The following is a 26,556-nucleotide window of genomic DNA, read 5'->3' as shown; positions in this document are numbered from 1 at the left end:
AATATCCTGTGGACGCTAACAACTTAGTAATCCGTGTCACCAGTTGCCCTAACCAAGCGATTAAGCAATCACAAGCCCTCAACTGCGTCTTCTCGGGTTGCCTTTTCTGCAAGTCGCACGCGCAACTTGTCAATTTTGCGGCCATCCATATCCACCACTTCAAAGCGCCAGCCTTGATCGGTGAATGCCTCCCCTTCCGAAGGCAAATGCCGCAATATGTGCAAAACATGCCCTGCCGCCGTCGCGTAGTCCCGATCTTCTGGCAGGTCGATGGACAATGCCTCGGCCATTGCGTCAGCAGACATTGAGCCAGATACCAGCATCGATCCATCATCCAGCGTTATGATATTGGGCGCACTTCCCTGTGCTTGGTCCGACGCGAATTCGCCCGCAATCGCCGCCAAAAGGTCATTTGGCGTCACGATACCTTCGAAATGACCATATTCATCATGCACCAAAAGCATTGGCACATCGGATGAACGCAAAATTTCAAGCGCGTCCATGGCATCCAACTGATCCGGAATGATCTCGGCTCGGCGCATCAAACTGCGGATGTCGAGCACTTCGCCGCGAATTTGCGCCGCGACGATATCGCGTGATTGGACTACACCAATAATGTCGTCGCCGTCTTCGCCCGTCACCGGCAGCCGCGTATGAAGCGAATTCAACAGCGAATCGCGCACCGCTTCTTCGGAAGCATCAGCGGAAATACGATCCACGTCGGTGCGCGGCGTCATCACTTCACGCACCGGCCGGTCGGCAAGACGGACAACACCCGCAATGACCTTATGCTCATGCTCCTCAATGATGCCTGCATGCGTGGCTTCAGCAAAGACCATGCGCAATTCTTCGGCACTCAGCGCGTCGCGGGTATCGCGGCGCAGCCCAAGCGCGCGAAAGATGGTCGCGCTCGATTTGTCGAGCGTCCACACTATTGGCGCAGTGATTCGCGCAAGCACCTCCATCGGGCCAGCCATGATAACGGCGATCCGCTCCGGCGCGATAAGCGCAAATTGCTTTGGCACAAGTTCGCCCACCACCAAGGATGCATAAGTTGTGATGCTGATGACAATGCCAAAGCCCAAGGTTTCGGACCATTCAGGGTCAATGCCCAACAAGGCAATGCGTTCGGCAATTGGCGCGCCTAAGGTAGCCCCTGAATATGCGCCATTTATAATGCCGATCAGCGTAATGCCGATTTGCACTGTGGACAGGAATTTTCCGGGGTCGCGCCCCAACCTCAGCGCCGCCGCTGCGCCGCGCTTGCCGTCTTCGGCCATGGCTTTTAACTTGGCTGTGCGTGCGGACACAATGGCGAGTTCCGACATGGCGAACACACCGTTTAAGGCGATGAGCGCCAATATAGTTGCGGCATCAAACCACGGGAAAGGGTCAAGAGGTTTCATATGGAAGTTTGCGCCATAATGCCCAAAATGGGTGTTTGGCAACAAAATGCGCAAAAACGCGTTATGGTGAGATGATGCAACCGACGGAAATAATCATCGCAGGTTCATCATGGGGGCTGTTTACACGGCACCCTAGTTGAAAGGGAATATAATGAAAAAGAATCAGATGATTTCGCTTATACTGCTGACGGCTTTGCTTCCATTGTCTGCTTGTGTGACGGATCCTGAAACCGGGAAACGCACCATTTCTAAAGCCGCTATTGGCGGAGTTGGTGGGGCATTGAGCGGCTATCTGCTTGGTGACCTGATCGGTGGACGCCGTGACCGCACGGAAAAGATCGTGGGCGCTGGAATTGGCGCAGTTGCGGGTGCCGGCGTTGGCTATTATATGGATGAACAAGAAAAAAAGCTGCGTCAGCAGACCGCTGGCACAGGCGTCAATGTCATTCGTGACGGCGACAATCTTGTCCTTGATATGCCATCAGAAATCACCTTTGGCGTCGATAGCTCGAACATCGATCCGGGCTTCCGGAATACGCTTGATCAGGTATCTTTGACACTGAAACAATATGAAAAAACCTATGTCGATGTCATGGGCCACACCGATTCCACCGGATCAGACGCCTATAATCAGGCACTGTCCGAACGCCGTGCATCTGCGGTTGCCGATTATTTGTCGTCACGCGGGGTGCAATCCGCGCGCTTGGCAACCCGTGGTTACGGCGAGAGCCAGCCAAAGGCGAGCAACCTTGATGCAGCGGGCCGTTCGGCCAACCGCCGCGTTGAAATTCGACTTGTTCCGGTAACGTAAGTATAGTTGAGTTTTAGACTGCAACACCCTGTAGCATTTTGGGCAACGCGCCGATTTCGCCCCGCGCTTCGGCCATGAAAAAGGCCTTGGCCGGGGCCGCGCGTTGCACCATTGCCATCCCGAAACGCCGGACCGCCGATGCCGTTTTGCCGGGTATGGAAAACAACCGGTTCAGCCCGTCTGTCGAAACCGCGATCAGCAACGTGTCGATACTGCGCCACCGGCCATAACGATCAAGCAACTGTGCATCGCCAAAGTCGAGGCCAAGCCGCATGCCGTCCACGAGCACCTCAGTTAACGCCGCGACATCGCGCAGACCCAAATTCAGCCCTTGCCCCGCAATGGGGTGAATGCCGTGCGCGCTATCGCCGATCAGCACCATGCGTTCCGCCGTAATCGACGCCGCATGGTGGAAACCCAATTTATAAGACGACAAAGGCGCCGACAATTCGACCTTGCCTAACAATCCCCCCATGCCCTTTTCAAGTTCGGCAGCATAACCGCGTGGCGATAGCTTTAGGTAACCAGCAGCATCCTTAGATTTAACCGACCAGACAAGCGCCGAACGGTGGCGGCCATGTTCGTCATCCAACATAGGCAGAACGGCAAAGGGCCCTGAGGGGTAAAAAATTTCATAGGCAATATTGTTATGCGGCCGTTCATGATAAATCGCGCCAACAATTGCGTGATGCGCATATTGCCAATGCGCAATGTGGATTCCGGCCTCTTCGCGGGTTTCGCTCTTGCGGCCTTCGGCAACGATCATCAGGTCTGCGGTCAACACTGTTCCACCTTCAAGCGTTACTGTCGCTGCGCCAGCATCGCGCGACTTGCTGATGATGTTTGCGGGCATGTGCAATTGGATTGCGGCATGTTCTTGCGCCGCCTTGTAAAGCACAGCGCGCAAATAACGGCTTTCAAACATTTGGCCTAAAAACCCATCATCTTCGGCTGGCGCAAAATCGAGTGATCCTGGCTTGAGCCCGTCGCTGACCCATATCTTCTCAATGGGGCAGCCCTTGCCAGCCAAAGCATCGCCAAGGCCCATGGCTTCAAATAATTTGTAGCTTGAGCTTGAGATTGCAAAAGTCCGGCCATCAAAGCCTGCTTCGAGCATGCTGGCCTGATCCGCGCGGTCAATGACATGGCTCGTAATGCCTTGTGACGCGAGCGCCAGAGCTTGTGTGAGACCAATGAGGCCGCCACCAATGATGATTACATCTGCCTTGTTTTTCATATCGTCCTTATGCCGCAACACAAAGCGGGATTCAAAGGAGGATTTTGACCGTATAAAAATATTCAGGCTCCCATTTTGCCCTGTAATACTTGACGAGGAGTCCGCTGACGCCGAAAAGGGTCGCATTCGGTCCTTTGCGACTTCATATATATCGGCATTCGTAACATGGCCTTGCGCGTTTCAAAATTTAGCCCGAAATCGAACCTCGCCAATTGGCGTCAGATGATGCGCGCGTCATTGATTCGCAGCGGCGCGCTGTTTGTCGCGGCGGCTTTGGGCCTGTTTGCAATATTCTACGGACTGGCGCTGCTCAGCTATTCCGCAGGCGACGCGGCATTTAACAGCGCAGCGGCAGATGTGCAGCACAACTGGATGGGACAAAGCGGCGCGTATGTGGCCGACGCCATGCTGTTTGTGTTCGGCGTGCCAGCATATTTCTTGTTGCCGCTGCTTTTGGTTTTCGCGCGGCGATTGTGGCGTGGTGTTCCGCAGCCGCAGTGGAAACGACAATTGTCTTTATGCCTCACCGGCATGCTTTTGATTGGCTTTGGCATGGCCTATTGGCAACATGGCAGCGACATTGGCCGCCCGGCGGGGTGGGGTGGGGCGATTGCCTTGCTATTCGACAATGCCGCCAGCGCCCTTGTGAGCCAGATTAAGGGTAGTTTAGGCACTTTACTGCGGGTGTTCTTGATATTCGGGGCGTTGGCAGGTGGGGTGGTGCTCGTCATTCGATCGCTTCAGTTGGAACGACCACTGTTACGCATTCCGACCCTGACGCTGCCCAAATTTGGTAACGCCAGCATTGGCATGTCGGCCTTTACGGGCGACGATTTGCCTGCGCCGCAGATTGTCGAGCCCAAGCCGCCACGCAAGGCCGTGGAACCAGATCAACGCAAGCCGCCGGTGATTGAGGACCGCACGCTCGCGCCCAAAAAAGCCGCTTTTTCCACTGGCGCGCGGCAGGGTGACTTCTTTGGCAGCTTTACCTTGCCATCGCTTGAGTTGCTCGATCCGCCACCCACGATTTCAGTGCCTAAACTCGACAAGGCGGCGTTGGAAGCCAATGCACGGCTGCTGGAGTCGGTGTTGGATGACTTCCATGTAAAGGGACAGATTGTCGCTGTTCGCCCTGGTCCTGTCGTGACGATGTACGAGCTTGAGCCAGCGGCGGGTATCAAATCCAGCCGCGTCGTTCAGTTGGCCGAAGACATCGCGCGCAACATGTCCGCGCTGTCCGCGCGCGTCTCGACCATCCCGGGCCGGACAGTGATGGGTATAGAGCTTCCCAATGCACATCGGGAGGCTGTGGTGTTTCAGGAGATGGTGGGCTCGGACGCTTTTGCGGAGCAAAAGGGCGCGTTGCCGATAATCTTGGGTAAGAATATCTCCGGCGATCCGGTTATTGCTGACCTTGCACCCATGCCACATCTGTTGGTCGCAGGGACAACCGGGTCGGGTAAATCGGTTGGCCTGAACTGCATGATCTTGTCGCTGCTCTATCGCCTGACTCCTGACCAGTGCCGGATGATCATGATCGATCCCAAGATGCTGGAATTGAGCAGCTATGACGATATTCCGCATCTGCTGTCACCTGTGGTGACTGAGCCTGCGAAGGCCATCCGCGCGCTAAAATGGGCAGTTGAGCAGATGGAGGAGCGCTACCGTATGATGTCCTCGCTTGGCGTGCGTAACCTTGCGAACTTCAACGAAAAGGTGCGCGGCGCAAAAGCAAAGGGTGCGCCATTGGGCCGCAAGGTGCAAATCGGTTATGACCCTATGACTGGCCAGCCACAATATGAGGAAGAGAGTCTCGCTTACGAACCGATGCCGCAGATTGTCATCATCGTTGATGAGCTGGCGGACTTGATGATGACGGCGGGTAAAGAAGTCGAATTTCTGATCCAGCGTCTGGCGCAAAAGGCGCGAGCCGCGGGGATTCACTTGATCATGGCAACGCAGCGGCCGTCGGTCGATGTTATCACTGGAGTCATCAAGGCAAACCTGCCCACCCGGATTTCCTTCCATGTTACGTCAAAAATCGACAGCCGCACCATTCTTGGGGAACAAGGCGCAGAACAGCTTCTGGGCAAGGGCGACATGCTCTATATGGCAGGTGGCCGAGGATTGACGCGTATTCACGGACCTTTTGTCTCCGACGATGAAGTGCGCCGCGTTGCCGACCATTGGCGTGGCCAAGGGCAGCCTGAATATATTCAAGCCGTGACCGAAGAACCCGAAGACGGCGGTTTTGACTTTGGCGGCATGGGCGGCGACGACAGCGAAGAAGATTCCCAATATCGCAAAGCGTGCCAGATCGTGTTCGAAAGCCAGAAGGCCTCGACAAGCTGGATTCAACGGCAATTGCGCATCGGTTACAACAGCGCGGCACGGTTAATTGACCGGATGGAAGAAGACGGCTTCGTCAGCGCGCCGAACCATATTGGCCGCCGCGAAGTGCTGCGCGACCGCAACGGCGACCCGGTTTAGCCATTAAGACGCGGTTCAAGGCAGTCGGGATAGTGATCGCCGCCACCCATCCCAAGGAAACAAAGATGACTTTTTCAAAATACGCCATGTTGTTCGCGCCGGTTGCGCTCGTGGCTACGACGCCTAGCCCCGCCCAGTCTTCGTCCGAGCAGATGGCGCGGGTTGTGCAGCATATGAAGGCTGTGGGCACGATGTCCGCGAATTTCACGCAGACAGACCGCAGCGGTGGGACCCTGACCGGCAAGTTGCTGTTGAAGCGGCCTGGGCAAGTGCGGTTTGAGTATCAGAAAGACGTGCCCCTGTTGATTGTCGCCGACGGGCGTGCGCTGACGATGGTGGATTATGAGGTGAAGCAAGTCCAGCGCTGGCCGATCCGCAACAGTCCGCTGGCTGCCCTCCTTGACCCCGGTCAGGATCTTGCGCGCTTTGGCAAGATACTGCCTACCTCCAGCAACGACGTTGTTAGTGTCGAAGTCCGCGATCCAAAGCGCCCCGAATATGGCACCATCACGATGATATTCGTGGACAAACCCGGCGCGCCGGGCGGATTGACTTTGAATGGCTGGGTCGCGCTGGATTCCAAAAACAACCGCACCACCATTCGACTCAACAATATTACCTATAATGGCACGATCGCAAAAAACGCGTTCACATGGAAAGATCCGCGGCCGGTCAGGCGAAAATCCTAACATCCGGCGATGAACGGAAGCGCACCACCGACAAGTTGCGGCGTGCGCTAGTTTTGTTCATCTGAACGACAGGAAGGGCACGGTATACAATGTTATATCAGTGGCTGATCGTTCGTGTGGTTTTCCCCCTGTTGCCCGCGACTTTACTCATCGCTGATATCCGCGTGACGAACGCAAGCTTAGCCCTCATCCCAAATGCCCCCGGGATGAGGGCTTTGCTTTTTTGAGGGAAACGTCTTCACCGGCTTGCTCCTGACGCTTCAGGCATCTAGGGCTTTCGTCTTATGTCTCAGACCATTCGCATCGCCTCGTGGAATATAAACTCGGTCCGCGCCCGTATCGACATTGTCGAACGCTATTTGAAGGAAGAAGCGCCCGACGTTTTATGCCTTCAGGAAACCAAAGTCATCGACAGCCTTTTTCCCGAAGGATTGTTCCGGCAGTTGGGTTACCGTCACTTCGTCGTCAACGGCATGCCCATGCATCATGGCGTTGCAATCGTCAGCAAACTGCCGTTGATCAACCGCCGGGTGGAGGATTGGCAGGCCAATGGCGAGGCGCGCCATGTTGGCGCAGAGTTAAATATCGACGCAGCCAAGGGCGTGCGGATCGACAATGTCTACATTCCTGCCGGGGGCGAAGTCCCCGACAGCGAGGTCAATTCAAAATTCGGACAGAAACTTGCTTTCCTAAAACGTATGGCCGAATGGTCGCGTAACGTCACACAACCGACAGTCCTCACGGGGGACTTCAACGTTGCGCCGCTTGAGCAAGATGTCTGGAGCCACAAGCAATTGGTCAATGTCGTCAGCCACACCCGCATTGAAATTGAACATCTGGCGGAAATTCAGGCAGCGGCAGACTGGGTGGATGTCGCGCGGCACTTCGTCGAGCCGTCAAAGAAATTATATACATGGTGGAGCTATCGCGCGCAGGATTGGGAGACGTCCGACCGCGGACGTAGACTGGATCATATGTGGGTCACCCCTGATCTGAAAGAAAAGGCAAAGGCGCATATCGTGCACAAACATGTGCGCGGCTGGGGCAAGCCATCCGACCATGCGCCGATCGTCACGGAATTTACCTTTTGATCGGGGCGAGCGCAGCGTTGGGAGACTCACGCCGCGCAGCGATGGCGATTGATGCCCTGCGTCGTGGTTGGCCGGTTAATGTGCAACATATGGGGCAATCGCTCACTTTATCGGCGGTCGAAACAGCGCGAGATGTTTCCGGTGCGCATGCGATATTGCTCTCGGCAAATCGTGCGGCGACACTGAAATTAACCAACCAGCGTGCGGCGGCAGATGGCGACCTTCCGGTGCTCATTCAGGCGCCGTCCGACTTGGACCTCCGGCTGGCTCTGGCGGTGGCCGACCCAAGCCTTGACCTTGCTTATCCGATGAAGGGCCCTTTTGCCGCGTTGTCATTGGATGATGGGCCCTCGGCGTGTGCGGCTATTGAGCTTGCGCGATTGGCAGGTTTGCTTCCTGCCTTTCTGGTGTTGAAGGGCGCAGGCGAGAACCCCGCTTTCTTTAGCCCGCAAGATGTTGCTGCCTTTGATGACAGCGGTGCCTTGCGCATTGCCGCGCGGGCCAAGCTTCCCGTTGCCGCCAATGCCGATGCCGAAATTGTCGCGTTCCGGACAGCCGTAGATGCGTCCGACCATGTGGCGTTGCTGATGGGTACGCGCGACTCCTCTCCGCCAGTTGTCCGCTTGCACAGCGAATGCCTGACGGGCGATGTTCTTGGCAGCCTGAAATGCGATTGCGGCCCACAATTGCACGAAGCGCTGCAACAGATTTCGGACGCAAATTGGGGGATATTGTTATATTTGCGACAAGAGGGGCGCGGCATTGGTTTGATCAACAAACTGCGCGCCTACGCGCTTCAGGATCAGGGATTTGATACCGTCGATGCCAATACCCGCTTGGGTTTCGCCATTGATGCGCGCGACTTTTCAGTCGCGGCACGGATGCTGGAATTGCTTGGTGTGGAACGGGTGCGCCTGTTGACCAACAATCCTGAAAAGGTGGACGGCTTACAAAATGCCGGCATCATGGTTGTCGAGCGGCTACCGCTTAAGATCGCTGCCAATCCACACAACGCCCATTATCTTGAAACCAAGAAAAGCCGGACCGGCCATGCGCTATAGGCTTTTTTGCGTTCACGGCCTAAAATGGACGGGTCTGTCCGCGCGGATCTGCGCGCGGCCCTTCTTCATCTGACGTTGGCCGTTGATCGCGTCTGCCGCCAAGCGCGCGCTCGATAAATGCATCATCCAGCGGCTCCGGCTCTGTCGTCGGCGCAAGATTGGGGTCATCCATTAGGGGGTCGCCTTCAATCGGCATGCCATTTTCATCGAACAGCAGCATTTCATCTGCGCCAAGCAATGGCTCCTCACCCTCAAGGGCCTCCGGGAAAGTCACCTCGGTGGCGAATTTCTCCACGGGGCGGCCGGCCACAGCTACGCGCATATAGGCTGCCCAAGCCTGCGCAGGGGCGCGACCGCCTTCAAGGCCACCAATTGACCTAGCATCGTCGCGACCCATCCACACGCCGGTTGTAAGGCCGCTGGAGAAGCCCAGGAACCATCCGTCCTTGTTGCTTGACGTTGTCCCCGTTTTGCCCGCGACGGGTCGGCCAATATTTGCGGCCCGCCCGGTGCCAGTGGCGACGGCGGTTTGCAACAAATCGGTCATTGCGCCTGCAACCCAATCGTCAACCAACTGCACCGAGCTTGACGGCTTTGCCGCATATAGAAGTTCACCGTCAATCGTAGTGACCTTTTTAATGCCATAAGGGGTGACATTGCGTCCACCGGCCGCGACCGCCGCGAACGCCTGAGTCATATCGATAACGCGCGTGTCTGATGTGCCCAGCACCATCGACGGCATCGTGTTGACAGGGGTGGTGATCCCGAACCTGCGCGCCATATTGGCAATACTGCTAGTGCCGACGTCTTGCCCAATTTGGGCAGCGATGGTGTTTTTGGAATATGCAAAAGCGGTACGAAGCGAAATCGCGCCAGCAAAATTGCCACCGCTGTTTTTAGGCTTCCAGCCGTCGATTTCGACGGGCTTGTCTTCCACCATGTCTTCAGGGCGGTAACCTGCTTCCAACGCGGTAAGATAAACGAATAACTTCCAGGCCGAGCCCGGTTGGCGTACCGCGGAAACCGCACGATTGTAATTGCTGGTAACATAATCGGTACCGCCCACCATGGCCTTCACCGCGCCGTCGCGGTCAATCGACACCAATGCGCCTTGTGCGCCGCGAGGAGAATTTGCGGAAATCGCTGAGGTCGCGGCGCGCTGCATTTTCAGGTCCAGCGTCGTCCAGACATCGATTGGCTTTTCAGTTTCATCTATAAGGCCGTCCAATTGCGGCAAAACCCAATCCGTGAAGTAACGCACGCTGTCTTGAGGCGCTTCAGCGGCCAAGCGCACTCCGGCCGGTTCGACGGTAGCAGCCTCAGCTGCGGTAATCATCCCTGCATCCTGCATGACTTCAACCACAACCTTTGCGCGGTCCAAGGCGGCCTGTGCATCGGCAGTAGGCGCATAGCGTGAGGGGGCCTTCACAAGACCTGCGATAATCGCCGCCTCGGCAAGGCTGATATCCTCTGCACCATGGTCAAAGAAACGGCGACTTGCGGCATCGACCCCATAAGCGCCGCCACCGAAATATACTTTATTCAAATAGAGTTCGAGGATCTGGTCCTTGGAGAATTTGGTTTCCATAGCCAGTGCAAGAATGACCTCGCGAATTTTGCGGCCAAACTCCTTGTTGCTGTTCAGATATATGTTGCGTGCCAATTGTTGCGTGATGGTCGAACCGCCTTGCGTCCAGCGACCTTCAACGGCCCGCACATACACGGACCGCGTAATCCCAATGGGGTCGACACCGGGGTGCATATAATAACGGCGATCTTCGACGGCGACCATCGCGTCCTTCATTTCGGACGGCAATTGGTCGATGGTCAACCAACGTCCGAAACTCGGACCAAGCGATTGAATGACAGTGCCGTCTGCCGCACGGATGCGGATCATTTGCCCGTTGGGGGAGGCTTTCAGATCTTCAAAACTGTCAATTTCGCTGCGTGCAATCGCGACAAAAATGCCAAGAACCATGACGCCCAGCAACGCCGCGATGACGCCCGCTTTGACAATGCGCAGCATCCATGGCCCCATTGGGCCACGTTCTTTCGAAATCTTGCGCGTGCGTGCCATGGCCCGAGTGTTACCCAGTCCCGTAACCGCCGACAAGCGCCTTGTTATTCAGGATCGAATGCAAGCGCGGCGCTGTTGATGCAGTAACGCAGGCCAGTCGGTCCAGGCCCATCGGGGAAGACATGGCCCAAATGCCCCTCACATGCGGCACAGCGCACTTCAATGCGGACCATGCCGTGCGACGTATCGCGGTGCTCTTCAACAGCATCATTGTCTGCGGGCGCGGTAAAGCTTGGCCAACCCGAACCGCTGTCAAATTTTGTGTCCGAAGCAAACAGGGTAGTCTCACAGCCGGCGCAGCGAAATTCGCCTTCGCGCTTTTCATCGGTCAGCGCGCCGGCAAAGGCGCGTTCAGTGCCGGCCTCCCGCAGGACATGATATTGAACGGGGTCCAATACGGCCCGCCATTCCGCATCGGATTTGATAATTTTTTCCATGAAAAGGTACCTTTCGTGAGGATGATGTGGGGGCAGCGGCAAAGCGGTTCAAGGTGCGGGCGGACGCGTGATTTCTTGAAATCTGCGCAAGTCGCGCGCGGTGGTCAGCCGCGACGTGCTGCGGCACGGGCAATGCGGACGAGCTCTTCTTCCAATATGGTCACGGCAAGCCCCTCGCGGACGTGCATCAACTTTGACTCAACCTCAAGCAAATGGCTGTTTAGCCCTGCAAGCCGAGCCGATGGCCAGCGCATAAGCTGCTGTGCGTAGCTGTCGGCATCTTTCCAGAATATCGAACGCGTTGCCTTAACCACTGCGCCGGGATTTGCGCCATTGTCGACTTTTGTCCGCATTGCGGCGAGCATTGTCACGCGGCGTTGCATGGCGCGGATGATGCGAATGGCATCAACACCCATGTCGCGCGCAGCGGTCAGTTCGCGGCCCGTGCCGCGCAAGTCACCGCCCATCACGACATGGACGAGGCCGTTGATATTTTCCTCACCAGTTTCCGCCGATAAAGCTTCGAATATTGCTATTTCGACCGTGGCGGGACGCTGCGGTGACGCATCATAATATAACGCGAGCTTTTCAATTTCGGCTTGGGCTAGCTTGCGGTCTTGCCCAGTGTAGCGCGCAATACGTGCGGCAAGTGGCCGATCGATCTTCAACCCGGTTGTGGCAGCAAAGGCCATGACTGCGGCGGCGGCGTCGCCTTCTTCGGGTAAATAACAGATATGCACCATGACGCGCGGATCCGCTTCCACCAACTTCCGCAATTTGCTGGTCTTGGTCAGGTTACCGGCGGTGGCGATGACCGGGTTTACCTCGCCGTCCAGTGATAGCAAATTTTCGACTGCGGCTAAGCCCTCTTCGCGGCGGAAATTGACCCGGATATGCCTTTTGTCACCGAACAGCGATAGTGCAGATGCCTCATCTGCCAACAAGGCCGAGTCATTGCGGATCCGGTCGCTGTCGATATCAATGCGTTCCGAGCCTGCTAATTGCGCCGACATTTGCCCAGCAATATCGGCGACGGCCGATTCATCCTGTCCGAATATGAAAAACATCCGGACATCCGGACGTGCACTTATGGCACTGATAAAGCTACGTTCTTTTGCGCTACTCATTCGCCGCGAGCGTAAATGGAAAGCCGCGTGACAATCTGATCCGCAACCTTTTGCGTCAGATTTTCAAGCGCGCTGTTTTCGCCAGCGATCGTTGCATATTCCGAGCTGACCACGTCGATGCCAGCGTCCGATCCGGCGGTCGTATCGAGCACAGTCTCACCCGTCTCGACGGAAATAAGCTGATAGCGCGCACGTAATGTCCGACGTTCACGCGTGACCGTATCATCCGCGCGCACGCCGAAACCTTCAATTTGGTCATCAAGGACAACAACCAAGCGGAACTGGGCAATATTGCTGTCCTGAGCGCCAAGCCGGTCAGTCAATGCATTGCGCATCAGCCAACCATTTTTGCCCTCGATTGGCGCGACGCTGATGGTCCCCAATGCGCGCGCCACCGCCCCTTTTGACCCACCGCTATATAATGGCTGTAAACTGCACGCGGGCAGCAGGAAAGCAAGCATCAAGGGGGCTAAGAAACGGTTCATAAGACGATGTTGACCAGCCTGTCGGGAACGACGATGATTTTTTTAATATCGCCGCCGTCCATGGCAATCTGAACCTTTTGGCTGGCCAGTGCAAGTGCCTCCATTTCGGCCTGCGGCAAGCCCTTGGCGACCGTTAGCGTGTCACGCAATTTGCCCCTGACCTGTATGGCGATGGTAACCTCGTCCTCTTCAAGCAGGGCCGGGTCAACAGCGGGCCATGCGGCGTCGGCGATCAGACCACCACCCAGTTCGGCGCCAAGCTGCGTCCAGGCTTCTTCGGCCAAATGCGGGACCATCGGTGATGACAGCAATAGGATCGTGCGGATGGCAGAATCGCGGCTGGCCGAAGGCGCGGCTTTTTCAATAGCGTTGGCGAGATCATAAATCTTGGCAACGGCTTTGTTAAAGGCGAGCGCCTCGATATCTGCGCCGACGCCAGCGATCACCTGATGCGTTTTGCGGTTCCAATGCCTTGTCCGCGCCATCCGCACCGCTCACTTGTGCTGTCAGACGCCAGAGCCGCTGCACAAAACGCCAGCAGCCCTCAATGCCTGCTTCGGACCATTCCAGATCACGTTCGGGCGGACTGTCCGACAGCATGAACCAGCGCACGGCATCGGCGCCATATTGATCCACAATATCATCGGGATCGACGACATTCTTTTTGGACTTGGACATTTTCTCGATACGACCAGCAACCGCAGGGGCGCCGCTATCGATGATGGTCCAGATGTCGCCTTCGCGCCGCACCTGATCGGGGCTCAGCCAACTGCCCTTTGCGTCCTGATAGGTTTGGTGCGTGACCATGCCTTGCGTGAACAAAGACGCAAATGGCTCCTTCACGTCGATCAAGCCAATATGGTTCAATGCGCGCGTCCAGAACCGGGCATAGAGCAAGTGCAAAATGGCATGTTCCACGCCGCCAATATATTGGTCCACCGGAAGCCATTTTTCCGCAACTGTGCGATCAAATGGCTTGTCATGTGGCTGGCTGGCAAAGCGAATGAAATACCAGCTTGAATCGACAAAAGTATCGAGCGTGTCCGTTTCGCGCCGTGCAGGCTGACCACAGCTTGGGCAGTCGACTTTGCTCCAGCTCGGGTGCCGATCCAGCGGGTTGCCGGGAATGTCGAAACTGACATCTTCGGGCAAAATTACGGGCAATTGGTCATCGGGTACCGGCACCGCGCCGCAGGTCTGGCAATGGATGATGGGGATGGGCGTCCCCCAATAACGCTGACGCGAAACGCCCCAGTCGCGCAGGCGATATTGTGTTTGGCCAATGCCCCAGCCTTCGGCCTGTGCGCGTGCGATGACATCGGCCTTCGCCTGATCAATCGTCATGCCATTCATCCAGCGCGAATTGACGATTGTGCCGGGGCCTGTGAAAGCAATATCGCCGGCAAAGCTGCTATCGGTCAAATCGCCATCTGCGACAACGCGGGTGACGGGCAAATCATATTTGCGGGCAAAATCAAGATCGCGCTGGTCATGCGCGGGGCAACCAAAGACGGCACCAGTGCCATAGTCCATCAACACGAAGTTCGCGACATAGACCGGCAAATGCCAGCTTGCATCGAGCGGATGTTCGACGGTCAAGCCTGTATCAAACCCCCGCTTTTCAGCAGGTTTCAATGTCGGCAGCAGTCGTTCCGCCCTTGCGACATTCCTCGATAAACGCTTGCAAATCGGGGGCATTGGCAGGCCAGCTTTTGCGCGACGGGGTGGTCTGCTGCAATGGCAACAAAGCTTGCGCCGAACATCGTATCAGGTCCGCGTTGTAAACACGTCGATGCCGCCTATTCCCCCCGGGAAAACGGAAGGTGCATTTCAAGCCCTGCGATTTGCCGATCCAGTTTTCCTGCATCAAGCGCACCTTGTCCGGCCATTGGTCAAGCGAACCAAGGCCGGTGAGCAGTTCATCTGCAAAGTCGGTGATTTTGAGAAACCATTGGCTCAGCTTGCGGACGTTCAACCGGCGCGCCGGAGCGCCAGCCCTTGCCGTCGATGACTTGTTCATTGGCGAGCACGGTCATGTCAACCGGGTCCCAGTTTACCGCAGATTCCTTGCGATAGACCAGGCCAGCGGCATATAGTTTCAGGAACAGGGCCTGTTCATGGCCATAATATTCGGGCTCGCAGGTCGCAAGCTCGCGCGTCCAGTCAATCGCAAAACCAAGCCGCTTCAGCTGCGCCTTCATGTTTGCGATATTGTCGCGGGTCCATCCGCCGGGGTGGACGTTCTTCTCCATCGCCGCATTTTCGGCAGGCATGCCAAAGGCGTCCCAACCCATGGGATGCAACACCTCATGCCCCGTCATCCGTTTGTAGCGCGCCAGCACATCGCCCATGGTGTAATTGCGGACATGGCCAATATGGATGCGGCCCGACGGATAGGGAAACATCTCAAGGACATAAGCGCGCGGCTTAGTCGAATTATCATCTGCGACGAAGCTGCTGCGTTCTTCCCAAATATTTTGCCACCGCGCGTCGGCAACGTGCGGGTTAAAGCGCTCTTCGTTGGACATGGAAATTACCCGGTGATGGACGACCGACGAAGGTCACGCGCCTTGGTGAGGATGACGGCTTCAAGCTTTTGCACCGTGGCGGCACGCAATGGCGCCGCGACCCACTGGCCATTTTGCGAGACTTCGCGGCTGCCGGCCACACGCAAGGCATCTGCGCGCAGGTCTTGATCCAAGATCGACACGGTAAGCTTCACGCGTTCGCCGGGGCTTTGCGGGTTTACATACCAATCGGTGACGATGACGCCGCCCGACGAGTCGGCCTGTACCAACGGCATGAACGACAAGGCATCAAGCGATGCGCGCCACAAATAGCTGTTGACGCCAATATTGGTGACCTGGCTGGCCGCGAGGTCCGCCTTTGGACGTTCCCTGCCGCCGCAGCCGGAAAGCAGGCCTAAGCTAATTAAGCTGCTGGTCGCAATGATGAGTGCCAGGCGAGTGGTGCGCATAAAATGTCCTTGAACAATGGAATATCGGAAACCTCTATAGTGGCTTGTTGTCGGGGGCAAGCTTTCTGGCGGCTGAACGGCGCGCAATTCATACTGTAGTCATTTTCCATGCGCTATTGGATTGTGGACATCATGCAACAACTGCGGATAAAAGGTGTTATGGGCATGATTCTGAAATTACACCTCTTTTGAATCGCTTAAATAAGGCGTATACTAACCGTTATAAATAAGAATCGCTTGAAAAAGGGCCATGAACGTGAAGCGGGTACAGAAAGGAAAATATGCGACCTTTGCAGCAGTGATGCTTGCGACCGGTTCGCTTGCCCTTTCGCCGTTGATTGTGCCTGCCTTTGCCGCAAGGTCATCCGGTCCGGAACAAAAGACCGCGCCGTTGTGGATCGCGATGTTCACGCCTGCTGGCGGTGACAGCGTGCTTGCCCAAAAATTCTCCGCTACGCAAATTGCGCCTGATACGCGGTTCCCTTTCACGCCGGCGAGTGCCGATGACGGTCGAAGCCGCACGATTACCGTCGCTGCGCGGGCGAACTCACTTCTGACCGCTGGCGCGGTATCCCTTCGCAATGTCATCGCACCAAGCGAAGTGGGCGCTGGTAAGGGGCCGCGCCTGGCCGCAGTCGACTATCGTTTGACGGCTTCCAAGGGTTGGCAGGATTTTGCTTTGCCTAAGGCGCATGCACGTGCGGCAAAGACGCCTTTGAGCGATGTCGGTAAGGGCGGCTTCCGGTTGGATGAATCGGTGAAAAAACCAAGCAAGTTCAGCACCAATATTAAACTCGACCAGAATAAAGAAATGGCCCCGCCCGCGCGCGGTAGCGCGGCTGCGGGCGATTATAAGCTCGATGTCGGCGGCAGCTTCTCGATCAGCCGCAAGATCGACGTCACCGCTGGCGTTCGTTACGCCAGTGAAAATGATCGCGTTCTTCCTTTGCCCGACAACCGCAAGGACAGCGAAGCGGTCTATGTCGGAACCAAAATCCGCTTCTAAGCGGGCTTTTTCCTGAAAGCATCAATCGCCGCCCAACCATGGATCATCCGTGGGCCTAGCATGTTTGCGCTCTGACGGGTCATGCCGCCCAAGGCGATGATGCGTTTTGGGCCAGCAAGCTTTGCGAGCCGCAGAAACATCAACGGACCGAGTGGTCCGCGCGCCGGGGTGGCTGTTGGTATCGAAAAGCGGGGAGAGGAATAACAGGTCGGGGCGGCTGCGCTTTACGTCGGCGATTTCACGCGCATTGTGAACAGGGGCGCTGTGTAGCAAGCCTGTGTGGCCATGGCTGCGTTGATGAAAGCCGTCGGCATGCCAGCGCACAGCGGTCCCGCGCATCACCCGCCAACAGCAGTATATGCCCGCGCCGACGACAAATGCGCAGCACCTGGGCGAACAATGCGCGACGTTGCTGAGTAGCCAAATCATAATGGCGGAAAACCACGCCTGATCGCGCCGGCAGTTGTTGAATAGCGCGCAACTGGTCATCACCAAAACGCGAATCGGTCATGAGCCAGATTTTCGGCAAGGGGTGGCTTCGCGGCATGCAATTGCCTATAGCGACGCGCTATGCAGGAAGCGACACCAGAAACACCCGCCGACCGTTTGACGGCCATCCGCACGCGCATGGGCGCCGCTGCCAAATTGGCGCAACGTTCGGCGGAGGACATCCACCTGATCGCCGTGTCGAAAACGCGGTCGGTGGAGGACATCGCGCCAATCATTCTCGCGGGGCAAAGGCTGTTCGGTGAAAACCGTGTTCAGGAGGCCGCAAGCAAATGGCCAGCGTTGAAGGAAATGCATCCGCAGCTTGAGCTGCACCTCATTGGCCAGTTACAATCGAACAAGGCCGAAGAAGCGGTCGCGTTGTTTGACGTCATTCATTCGGTTGATCGGCTGTCGCTTGTGACGGCGCTGGGCAAGGCGATGCAAAAGCTGGGGCGCGCGGTGGCTTGCTTCATTCAAGTCAATATTGGCGCTGAAGCGCAAAAGGGGGGGTGTTCCTTCATGGAGCTTCCCGACCTGTTGAAGGCAGCGCAGGACGCAGGGATTCCGGTCGCTGGGTTGATGTGCATTCCGCCCGCCGACGTCGAAGCCGCGCCTTTCTTTGCGCTTTTGGCCGAATTGTCCGCGCGGCATAGATTGGGGCAATTGAGCATGGGCATGTCCGATGACTTTGAAACCGCCATCATGCTGGGCGCGACCTATGTCCGTGTCGGCACCGCCTTATTTGGCAACCGCCCCAGTATGATTTAGGGCAAATCGGGCAATCCCGCTTTGCGTGGCGACCAAGGCCTCAATCCCTTCACCATCGGTGAGGTCGCATGCCTTTAATATAGCAGCATCCTGCACATCCAGCCCACCGGTCAGCGCGCCAAAGGCCGGCATGATCAACTTGCGCGGTGTCTTCACAAAGCAACGCCGTTTTACCATCCGCCCGCGCAGCACTTGCCGGAACTTCGGGTGAAAATGGCCGGAGATTTCGGGACTTGGGGTCGCCACTTAACGCCTCATGCCGAAGCGTGATGCCCGACAATGTCAATGCGTCAAACGCCTTGCCGCCCCAGATACCCGACACCGCGCGGTCATGGTTTCCGGTAATCCAGATCCATTCGGTGTTGCAGGCCAAATCAACCAATAATGCCGCAGCATCTTGCGCCAATCGGTGTTCCCCGTCATCATCGTGGAAATTGTCACCAAGTGATATAATTTTGGCAGGTCGATATGTCCTGCAAAGCGTGGCTATCTCCTCAAGTGTCGAGACGCTGTCATAGGGCGGCAGCATTTGGCCAACTAAGGCAAAGGCGCTCGCCTTTTCCAGATGCAGGTCGGACACCAATAACGCATCTTGCGCGCGCCAATATAAGGCAGCCTGTCCAGCCACCTCAAACGCCGCGCCACCAAATTCGAAACTTTGTGCCATTGCCACAGGCTATGCGCACTGTCGCTGGCCACTGCAAGCGATGTGCGCAAGGAACTACTGCGCGAAAGCGAGGCGCGCCTTTTGTTCTCGCGTCACGCCCTTGGGCGGGTCGAACCCAACGCGCCGATTGCCAAAATCAATCAACACGCGGTCAAACAGCTTCAGCGCATCCATCCCAAGCAATATCGCCGGCCGGTCATCAAGGTTCAGCGCGGTAAAGGCGTAATTATCGGCAAAGGTCATGGGCATGTCCCGGATGGTAAGCCCGCCAATATCAATTTCGCGGATTTGCGTATAATCGCCCTCCAATATGGTGCCGGTGACGCTTCTCAATTTCACAGGGATAAAATCAAAATTGCGATGGCGGCGGCGAAGCTTGTCGCGCAGTGCCAGATTGGCCATGCTGCTTTGCGCGCCAGTGTCCAAGATGATGTCAACCTTGACACCATCAATCTGTGCGCTCGACAGGATCATTCGCCCCGCCTTGCGCCGCGCACGGACAACGATCATGCCGTTTTCCAGCTTTGTTTTCCCGCGCGACTTCTGCGACGGCAGCACATCCATCGTCTGTTGCGCAAAATCGAGATAGACGCGGCTGTCCTCGAGGCTGTCGATACCCAGCAATCCAAAAGCCCCCAGGTTGGACCGCTCAAGGCCGGGGGCCTCAATACCCAAAAGATTGACCGACGCGGTCGAAATCGAATCGATGAAGAAGCTATTGACCTGATACCGCCCCGAAATCGTTGCCAGCGTCAGAATAGGGCCAGCCTCCAGCGCCAGCTTACGGGCAAAGTCATTGGCAATGACGGTGCGTTCGGCGCCGGTGTCCACAATGAAGGGTACAGCTTCGCTGCCATTAACGCGGACTTGAACGGTCATACGGTCGCTGCGGTCGATGTTGAATTGTTCGGTGATCGCGGCGACGTCTGCGCTGGTTTCGGCTTGCGGCACGTCCTGCGCCACCGCGGATGCGGCAATTAAGAACGCGGATGCGGCGGTTAAAGAGCCCATGAACCCAAAGGCGGTGCGACGCATTTTCAAATTCTCCTATGGCACAGCAATACGCTTCTTTAGTTGTGGCTTCAAGGCCGTGGACTGGTGCTTTCCTCCCCAGAATAAGGAGGGGGACCGCGCCGAAGGCGTGATGGAGGAGCCTGAGCCCTTAAATGCCCCTCCGTCTCGCCGGAGCTAACGCCCCGCCGATCCACCTCCCCATCGCTAGTCGATGGGGAGGAAAGGGAGGCCACACACCATCCTCCGCTTACGGTGCATGGCTCTGGCCCCCTCTCCCCAGCCCCTCTCCCCCTGAAGGGGGTGAGGGGAGTTTGGCAGATGCCGAGATTAAAACGCGTGCGGGGTTTAATTCCTCCCCGGAACGGGGAGGTGGCGCTCGCGTAGCGAGTGACGGAGGGGGCTCTCCACTTGCCACGTCGCATGAGGCCGACAGCCCCCTCCACCCCCAGCCTGCGGCTGGCGGCTCCCCCTCCTTATTCTGGGGAGGATTCTGTTCTAGGTCCTGACCCTAAGGCGTCATCGCCACGCTGGCGAGACTTTCGGCCTCCAACAACAGCGCGTCATCCACGGACCCTTGCGCCACGCTCTCGCGGCCAATCATGACGAGCAAGGGCACCGCCAGCGGACTGACGCGCTCCAGATCGACATGCAGCATATTGTCGGCGGCACGGTCCAACACATCGCCAAGCCGTCCAACATCGGTCAACCGCGTCCGCGCATCGGCCCATGCGGCCTCCAGCAGCAGATGGTCGGGTTCATATTTGCGCAGCACATCGTAAATCAGGTCGGTGGAAAAGGTAACTTGCTTGCCCGTCTTGCGCTTGCCGGGATGCTGGCGTTCGACAAGCCCGCTGATCACCGCCACTTCGCGAAAGGCGCGCTTGAGCAAATAGCTCGACTCCACCCAGTCAACAAATTCATCCGCCAATATGTCGGCAGAAAATAAGGGTCGCGGGTCTGTGATCGGTTTAAGGCTCCACACGGCCAAGGCATAATCGCTCGCGACAAAACCCATGGGCATCAGGCCCCGGCTCTCCATCCGCCGCGTGATGAGCATGCCCAATGACTGGTGTGCGTTCCACCCTTCGAACGGATAGGCGACCATATAATATCGTTTGTCGTGGGGGAAGGTTTCGACCAGTAACTGCCCGGCCTGTGGCATTTGGCTGCGATAGGCCTGCATCTCCAACCATTCGCGCACTTCGTCCGGAAAGCGCGCCCAGCCCGCCCTGTCGGTCAGCATCTGCCGCACACGCCCGGCCAGATGCGTGGTCAGGGGCAGCCGCGCACCCATATAGCTTGGGATATTGGCCGCTGGCTTGGTCGCGGCGCGTACGATGAGGTCAAGGTCTTTGATCGAGTCGACCTCAAGCGCCTATGCCGGCAAAGGTGAAGCAGTTGCCGGGGCTTAAAGTGGCGGCAAAGGACTCTTCAACCTTGCCCAATTTGCGGCCATTGCGGAACCGGACCTCCAGCATGGGCGCATCGACAATGATGCCCGCATTAAACCGATGCTGCGCGGCAAATTGCGGGTGCGATAGGCGCCACCGGCCATCGGGGTCTTTGACGAGCTTTTTGAAGCGGTCATACGCCTTCAGAGCATATCCGCCGGTCGCGATAAAAGCGATGACGCGCGCAAAGGTCGCGGCGTCTAGGGCCGAATAGGGCAAGGCAGACTGCACCTCGGCCAGCAGCTCGCCTTCGTCAAACGGCCCCGCGCAGGCTAGCCCCATGACATGTTGCGCCAAGACATCATAGCTGCCGGGGCGAAAGGTCTCGCCGTCGCGCACGCCCTCTGCCACCGCGTCAAAGGCGGCCTGTGTTTCAAGATATTCAAAACGATTGCCGGGCACGAGGATGGCCTTGCTGGGCGCGTCCATGCGGTGGTTCGACCGGCCAATACGTTGCAGCAAGCGGGACGAGCCCTTTGGCGCACCCATTTGGATGACGCAGTCGACATTGCCCCAGTCGACGCCTAGATCAAGGCTTGAGGTGCAGACCAAGGCGCGCAGCTTTCCTTCGGCCATGGCGCCCTCAACCTTGCGCCGCGCCTCCACGGACAGGGAACCGTGGTGAATGCCGATGGCATATTTGGGTTCATTCGCGTCCCATAATTTCTGAAAGATAAACTCGGCGAGGAAACGCGTGTTGCAGAAAATCAGGGTGATTTTGTTGCGCCCGATTTCTTCGATGAGCTGCGGGATTGCATGCTGCCCGCTATGCCCCGCCCATGGCACGCGGCCCTGTGGCAACAGGATCGTCAGGTCAGGCTCGGCTGCTGCTTCCCCCTCGACCAGGCGCACCTGATCAATGTCGCCACTGGGGGCGAGCCACGCGCGATAGTCATCGGGGTCGGCGACGGTAGCAGAGAGGGCAACGCGTTGCAGGGCGGGCGCAAGCGTCTGCAACCGCGCGAGCGACAGGCTGAGTAAATCACCGCGCTTGCCATTGGCAAAGGCGTGGACCTCATCGACGATGACGCGTTTCAGCGTGGCGAACATGTGCACGCTGTCTTCATGATTGAGCAGCAACGACAAAGATTCAGGTGTGGTCAACAATATATGAGGTGGCTTGACCCGCTGCCGCGCCTTGCGGTCCGACGACGTATCGCCCGTCCGCGCCTCCACGCGGATCGGCAGGCCCATTTCCGCGATCGGGATCAGCAGATTGCGGCGAACGTCAGTGGCCAATGCCTTTAGCGGGGAGATGTAGAGCGTGTGCAGGCCGTCCTCCCCGGCACGGGGAGGTGGCAGTTGCGCAGCAACTGACGGAGGGGGGGTATCAGGTAACTTTACGCTTGCACGCGAGCCCCCTCCACCGCCCTTCGTGCGGTCCCCCTCCCCGACACGGGGAGGAATGAGATCCGCCAGCGTCGGCAAAAATCCCGCCAGCGTCTTACCCGCACCCGTCGCGGCCACGAGCAGGGCATGCCGCCCATCTCGTGCCGCGTCGAGCATCTCCAATTGATGCCGTCGCGGCTGCCATCCGCGTTCGGCGAACCAGTCGAGAATGATGGGGGGTAAGTTCACAACGGGCTTAATGCCCGACAGTTTCCCCGCGTTCCAGCCCCGATGCCGCCAATTGCGCATCAATTTGCGCCATTAGCCGTTCCAGACCTTCTTCGCTTGAGGCCTCGGCGCGGGCGACGAGCACGTCTTGCGTGTTCGATGCCCGCAAAAGCCACCAGCCATCGGGCGTATTGACGCGCGCGCCGTCGGTGTTGTTCACATCCGCGCCATCTGCCGACAAGCGCGCAAGCACTTCGTCGATCACGGCGAATTTGCGGCTCTCGTCGACTTGGAAACGCATTTCGGGGGTGTTGATCATCTCCGGCATTTCGCTGCGCAATTCAGTCACGCTTTTGCCCAGCTTGGCCGATGCCGACATCAACCGGACGGCGGCATAAATGGCATCGTCAAAACCATAATATTCATGCTTGAAGAAAATATGGCCGCTCATTTCACCTGCGAGCGGCGATCCGGTCTCTTTCATTTTGGACTTAATCAGGCTGTGGCCAGTTTTCCACATCAGCGGCTGACCGCCTAATGCGCTGACGCGGTCGAACAATGCCTGAGATGCCTTTACATCGGCGATAATCGTCGCGCCGGGGACTTCACCCAGCACATCGGCAGCATAGATTTGCAACAATTGATCGCCCCAGATCACGCGGCCTTCGCCATCAATCGCGCCGATGCGGTCGCCATCGCCGTCAAAAGCCACTCCAAAATCGAGTTTCTTTTCCGCGACAAGCCGCTGCAAATCGACTAGATTGGCTGGATCGGTGGGATCAGGGTGATGATTGGGGAATTGGCCATCCACTTCGGTGAATAAAAGATGGTGCTCTCCTGGTAACATCTTGACCAGCATTTCAATTGCTGGTCCTGCGGCGCCATTACCTGCATCCCAACCGATGCGAAATGCCTTTTGTGGTGCGGCTTGCGCCACGCGGGCTACATATTGATCAAGGATGTCGAGTTGTTCCGAAACGCCAGTACCTTCAACCCAATCCTCGACCGACGCCATGCGGCCAATTTTTTGGATATTGGCCCCGAAAAACGGTTTACCCATAAGGACCATCTTGAAGCCGTTATAATTGGCGGGGTTGTGGCTGCCGGTTATTTCTATGCCGCCATCGACATCGTCCAATACGGCCTCAGCATAATATAGCATGGGGGTTGGCCCCATGCCGATGCGCACGACATCCACATTGCTGTCGTTTAGCCCCTTGACCAAGGCTTCCTCAAGCATCGGCGAGCTTTCCCGCCCGTCATAGCCTACCGCCGCCTTTTTACCGCCAGCGCGGACAAGGCAGGTGCCGAACCCCCGGCCAATGGCATAGGCATCAGCCTCCCTTAATGTTTCACCGATAATGCCGCGAATGTCATATTCACGAAGCGAGGTGGGGTGGAAATGATGGGCCATGATGTGTCCTGTAACTGCGGGAGAGAGTTTGGCCCTTACAGCCGTTTATTACGCAAATCATCTAACAAAAGATCGCGGGCTTTGTTCAATTCGGCGGCGCGTTCTGCGCTGCCGCCACTGTCCGGATGGTTTTGCGTAATCAACATGCGATGTCGTTCGCGAATGCGTTCGGCATTGTCGAAACGCGACACGCCCAGCAAGAAGCGGGCATCATCGACATCCGACGTTTGGCCGTGCTTGGTGTCAGAGCCGAACAACCGCATTGTCAGGCCGTGATACCAAGCCGCCGCTATGGCGATGGCACCCACGCCAATCAACAGGCTTCCCCGCGACGCGAGAAACGCGCCGGCGAGCCCAAGCAACACAGGGGGCAATTGTTGCTTTTGAAGCTTGCCCTTCCATACGGCCCAGCCAAGTGCAAGCAGGGCCAAAATGGCCAGAAAGGTCATTACACCAAGGCTGCTTGAGATACTTCGGGAAGCGCAAGGCCAGTGATCAGTTCACGCAGTTCCTGTCGCGCGACAATATGTGCGGTGGCCAACTGGCCAAGATGGCCCTTGTCGATCAACGTCAGGCCCGACGGAAACAGCTCACGATAAATGACGCGTTCATTCAGGCCCGGTAGCGAACGGAAACCAACCCGCTTGGACAATTCGGCAAGTGCATCGGTCATGCGCTGCTGATTACGCGCTTCGATATTGTGCAGGCGGTTGCGGACCACGACCCAGTCGATGGTGACGCCATCGGCCTTGGCGCGTCCCTTGCGCGCGTCCCAGATAAGCTCCGCATAAAAGCTTAATTTGCGCACTTTGAAGGTTTCGGCGTCCACTTGGCCAATCAGGTCGAAGTCGACAAAGCTGTCGTTCATGGGGGTGACCAATGTATTGGCGCGCGTCGCAACAAAGCGTGCATAGCGATCATCGCGTCCGGGCGTGTCGAACACGAGGAAATCATTCTCTGCGCTCAGGCGTTCCACCTGACGCTCCAAAGTGGCCTGCGACTGATGATCAAACACTTCGAACACCGGCATCGGCAAAGTGATTTTGCGCCGCGTCATCGTGTCGCGTCGGTTTTCCAGATAGCGGTACAAGGTGCGTTGACGCGAATCCAAATCGATGCACGCCACCCGCGCGCCACGTGACGCCAGAGCTATGGCGACATGGACTGCGGTGGTTGATTTACCCGTTCCGCCCTTTTCATTTGCAAAAACGATGTGATGTGCCTTGACCATAATCCCCCAAACTTACTCCAAATACCATATGCGGCGACATTTGCCTTGAATTGTCGCTACACCCTCCCGCATAGGCGGGTTCAACAAAGGCCAATAAACAAGGCGACGTGGACGTGCAAATCATCAATCAGCTTGACGCATTGCGGCCCCATATTTCCGCGCTGCGTGACGCCAAGCGTTGCATTGCGTTGGTCCCGACCATGGGTGCGTTGCATGACGGGCATATGACTCTGGTCGAGGAGGCGCGGCGGCGTGCAGATGCGGTGGTTGTGTCGATCTTCGTCAACCCGGCCCAATTTGGACCGAATGAAGATCTCGACGCCTATCCCCGCACGATGGAGCGTGATGCCGAACGGCTGCGCGCTGCCGGGGTCGACATTTTATGGGCACCACATGCGCATATTGTCTATCCGCCCGGCTTTGCAACCAAATTGCATGTCGATGGCCCAAGCAACGGCTATTGCGGCGCAGCACGGCCCGGGCATTTTGACGGCGTTGCTTTGGTGGTCGCCAAATTATTTAATCAGGTTCAGCCCGATGTTGCATTTTTCGGGGAAAAGGATTTTCAGCAACTGGCTGTCATTCGGCAGATGGCCCGTGATCTTGACTTCGCGTTGGAGATATTGGGTGTGCCAATTGTGCGTGACGCAGATGGTCTCGCCCTGTCGTCGCGCAATGCCTATCTAACGGCCAACGAACGTGCGGCGGCCTTGGCTTTGCCAATTGCACTGGGCCAAGCAGCGGCTAATATCCGTGCAGGTGATGATGTGGCGCGGACGCTAGCTGCGGCCACGGCCGATATTCTTGCCGCTGGCTTTGCGCGGGTGGATTATATCGCGCTGGCGGATGCCGAGACCTTGGAGGAATTGCAGCATTTCGACGGCAGGCCGGCGCGGCTCTTGGCGGCGGCAAAGATGGGCAAGACGCGGTTGATCGATAATCTGGCGATTTAATAGGTCCTGACCATAGGCCTCAACGCGCTTTTGCAGGTGCATGGTTTTTCGTGCGGCACATCATGCGACGTACGCTAATAGCGTATCTTAGTTGACTGATATACGCTATTAGCGTAAT

General features: G+C 57.1%; 23 protein-coding genes and 1 pseudogene. 8 read left to right on the top strand and 16 right to left on the bottom strand.

Annotated features, from left to right (window positions below; all coding sequences use genetic code 11):
* Positions 1–68: 68 nt before the first annotated feature.
* Positions 69–1,406: a hemolysin family protein gene (locus HEQ18_RS09630; RefSeq protein ID WP_432814552.1), complete on the bottom strand. Its 1,338-nt coding sequence runs from the start codon at positions 1,404–1,406 to the stop codon at positions 69–71.
* Between the two features lie 151 nt (positions 1,407–1,557).
* Between HEQ18_RS09630 and HEQ18_RS09625 the strand changes: the two genes are divergently transcribed.
* The gene (locus HEQ18_RS09625) at positions 1,558–2,217 is read left to right on the top strand and encodes an OmpA family protein (protein ID WP_432814551.1); all 660 of its coding nucleotides are present in this window, start codon (positions 1,558–1,560) and stop codon (positions 2,215–2,217) included.
* Between the two features lie 13 nt (positions 2,218–2,230).
* On the opposite strand, the gene HEQ18_RS09620 is transcribed toward HEQ18_RS09625, so the two are convergent.
* Positions 2,231–3,454 (bottom strand): FAD-dependent monooxygenase, encoded by a 1,224-nt coding sequence (locus HEQ18_RS09620; RefSeq protein ID WP_432814550.1) that lies wholly within the window; start codon positions 3,452–3,454, stop codon positions 2,231–2,233.
* A gap of 165 nt (positions 3,455–3,619) precedes the next feature.
* Here HEQ18_RS09620 and HEQ18_RS09615 point away from each other — a divergent pair, with 165 nt between their 5' ends.
* The 4 genes from HEQ18_RS09615 (at position 3,620) to ribA (ending at position 8,785) form a co-directional block, all read left to right on the top strand.
* Positions 3,620–5,944: a DNA translocase FtsK gene (locus HEQ18_RS09615; RefSeq protein WP_432814549.1), complete on the top strand. Its 2,325-nt coding sequence runs from the start codon at positions 3,620–3,622 to the stop codon at positions 5,942–5,944.
* 65 nt (positions 5,945–6,009) lie between these two features.
* Positions 6,010–6,633 carry a LolA family protein gene (locus tag HEQ18_RS09610; protein ID WP_432814548.1) on the top strand — a complete coding sequence of 208 codons (624 nt, stop codon included), beginning with the start codon at positions 6,010–6,012 and terminating at the stop codon, positions 6,631–6,633.
* Between the two features lie 284 nt (positions 6,634–6,917).
* On the top strand, positions 6,918–7,724 hold the full coding sequence (gene xth / locus HEQ18_RS09605; protein ID WP_296196908.1) for an exodeoxyribonuclease III: 807 nt from the start codon (positions 6,918–6,920) through the stop codon (positions 7,722–7,724).
* A gap of 41 nt (positions 7,725–7,765) precedes the next feature.
* Positions 7,766–8,785 (top strand): GTP cyclohydrolase II, encoded by a 1,020-nt coding sequence (gene ribA, locus HEQ18_RS09600; protein ID WP_432815985.1) that lies wholly within the window; start codon positions 7,766–7,768, stop codon positions 8,783–8,785.
* Positions 8,786–8,804: 19 nt separating this feature from the next.
* Here ribA and HEQ18_RS09595 read toward each other — a convergent pair whose 3' ends face one another.
* From HEQ18_RS09595 to HEQ18_RS09570, 6 genes and pseudogenes are all read right to left on the bottom strand, one after another.
* Positions 8,805–10,862 (bottom strand): transglycosylase domain-containing protein, encoded by a 2,058-nt coding sequence (locus tag HEQ18_RS09595; protein WP_432814547.1) that lies wholly within the window; start codon positions 10,860–10,862, stop codon positions 8,805–8,807.
* 44 nt (positions 10,863–10,906) lie between these two features.
* On the bottom strand, positions 10,907–11,299 hold the full coding sequence (msrB, locus tag HEQ18_RS09590; RefSeq protein WP_432814546.1) for a peptide-methionine (R)-S-oxide reductase MsrB: 393 nt from the start codon (positions 11,297–11,299) through the stop codon (positions 10,907–10,909).
* A gap of 104 nt (positions 11,300–11,403) precedes the next feature.
* Positions 11,404–12,426: a DNA polymerase III subunit delta gene (gene holA / locus HEQ18_RS09585; RefSeq protein ID WP_432814545.1), complete on the bottom strand. Its 1,023-nt coding sequence runs from the start codon at positions 12,424–12,426 to the stop codon at positions 11,404–11,406.
* Positions 12,423–12,911: an LPS assembly lipoprotein LptE gene (gene lptE, locus HEQ18_RS09580; RefSeq protein WP_432814544.1), complete on the bottom strand. Its 489-nt coding sequence runs from the start codon at positions 12,909–12,911 to the stop codon at positions 12,423–12,425. The genes holA and lptE overlap by 4 nt, the downstream gene beginning before the upstream one ends.
* A pseudogene (gene leuS, locus HEQ18_RS09575) lies at positions 12,908–15,439 on the bottom strand (leucine--tRNA ligase). Before leuS ends, lptE begins: the two are co-directional and overlap by 4 nt.
* A 5-nt stretch (positions 15,440–15,444) precedes the next feature.
* Positions 15,445–15,888 (bottom strand): DUF3576 domain-containing protein, encoded by a 444-nt coding sequence (locus HEQ18_RS09570; protein WP_397602860.1) that lies wholly within the window; start codon positions 15,886–15,888, stop codon positions 15,445–15,447.
* Positions 15,889–16,138: 250 nt separating this feature from the next.
* On the opposite strand from HEQ18_RS09570, the gene HEQ18_RS09565 reads away from it, so the two are divergent.
* Entirely contained in the window at positions 16,139–16,894 is a 756-nt protein-coding gene (locus HEQ18_RS09565) for a hypothetical protein (RefSeq protein ID WP_432814543.1), read from the top strand.
* A gap of 21 nt (positions 16,895–16,915) precedes the next feature.
* Here the strand turns inward: HEQ18_RS09565 and HEQ18_RS09560 are convergent, their stop codons facing one another.
* The gene (locus tag HEQ18_RS09560; protein WP_432814542.1) at positions 16,916–17,233 is read right to left on the bottom strand and encodes a hypothetical protein; all 318 of its coding nucleotides are present in this window, start codon (positions 17,231–17,233) and stop codon (positions 16,916–16,918) included.
* A 231-nt stretch (positions 17,234–17,464) separates the two neighbouring features.
* Here HEQ18_RS09560 and HEQ18_RS09555 point away from each other — a divergent pair, with 231 nt between their 5' ends.
* Positions 17,465–18,151 carry a YggS family pyridoxal phosphate-dependent enzyme gene (locus tag HEQ18_RS09555; RefSeq protein ID WP_432814541.1) on the top strand — a complete coding sequence of 229 codons (687 nt, stop codon included), beginning with the start codon at positions 17,465–17,467 and terminating at the stop codon, positions 18,149–18,151.
* A gap of 49 nt (positions 18,152–18,200) precedes the next feature.
* On the opposite strand, the gene HEQ18_RS09550 is transcribed toward HEQ18_RS09555, so the two are convergent.
* From HEQ18_RS09550 to HEQ18_RS09520, 7 genes are all read right to left on the bottom strand, one after another.
* Positions 18,201–18,818: a metallophosphoesterase gene (locus tag HEQ18_RS09550; RefSeq protein WP_432814540.1), complete on the bottom strand. Its 618-nt coding sequence runs from the start codon at positions 18,816–18,818 to the stop codon at positions 18,201–18,203.
* 54 nt (positions 18,819–18,872) lie between these two features.
* Entirely contained in the window at positions 18,873–19,853 is a 981-nt protein-coding gene (locus HEQ18_RS09545) for a retroviral-like aspartic protease family protein (RefSeq protein WP_432814539.1), read from the bottom strand.
* 487 nt (positions 19,854–20,340) lie between these two features.
* Positions 20,341–21,126, bottom strand: a complete 786-nt coding sequence (locus HEQ18_RS09540; protein ID WP_432814538.1) for a hypothetical protein — start codon at positions 21,124–21,126, stop codon at positions 20,341–20,343.
* Between the two features lie 73 nt (positions 21,127–21,199).
* Complete coding sequence (locus tag HEQ18_RS09535; RefSeq protein ID WP_432814537.1) at positions 21,200–22,921, bottom strand: DEAD/DEAH box helicase; 1,722 nt, start codon at positions 22,919–22,921, stop codon at positions 21,200–21,202.
* Entirely contained in the window at positions 22,869–24,254 is a 1,386-nt protein-coding gene (gene pgmG / locus HEQ18_RS09530; RefSeq protein WP_432814536.1) for a phosphoglucomutase/phosphomannomutase PgmG, read from the bottom strand. The genes HEQ18_RS09535 and pgmG overlap by 53 nt, the downstream gene beginning before the upstream one ends.
* Before the next feature lie 35 nt (positions 24,255–24,289).
* On the bottom strand, positions 24,290–24,703 hold the full coding sequence (locus HEQ18_RS09525) for a hypothetical protein (RefSeq protein ID WP_397605259.1): 414 nt from the start codon (positions 24,701–24,703) through the stop codon (positions 24,290–24,292).
* Entirely contained in the window at positions 24,703–25,485 is a 783-nt protein-coding gene (locus HEQ18_RS09520) for a division plane positioning ATPase MipZ (RefSeq protein ID WP_432814535.1), read from the bottom strand. The genes HEQ18_RS09525 and HEQ18_RS09520 overlap by 1 nt, the downstream gene beginning before the upstream one ends.
* Before the next feature lie 113 nt (positions 25,486–25,598).
* Here HEQ18_RS09520 and panC point away from each other — a divergent pair, with 113 nt between their 5' ends.
* Positions 25,599–26,438: a pantoate--beta-alanine ligase gene (panC, locus tag HEQ18_RS09515; protein WP_432814534.1), complete on the top strand. Its 840-nt coding sequence runs from the start codon at positions 25,599–25,601 to the stop codon at positions 26,436–26,438.
* The last annotated feature ends 118 nt before the right edge of the window (positions 26,439–26,556 follow it).

The organism is Sphingorhabdus sp. (assembly GCF_050921905.1).
In the GTDB taxonomy this organism is placed as follows: Bacteria; Pseudomonadota; Alphaproteobacteria; order Sphingomonadales; family Sphingomonadaceae; genus Sphingorhabdus_B.
Note: the sequence above shows the minus strand (reverse complement) of the source record. Positions and strands in the feature narration are given on the sequence as shown.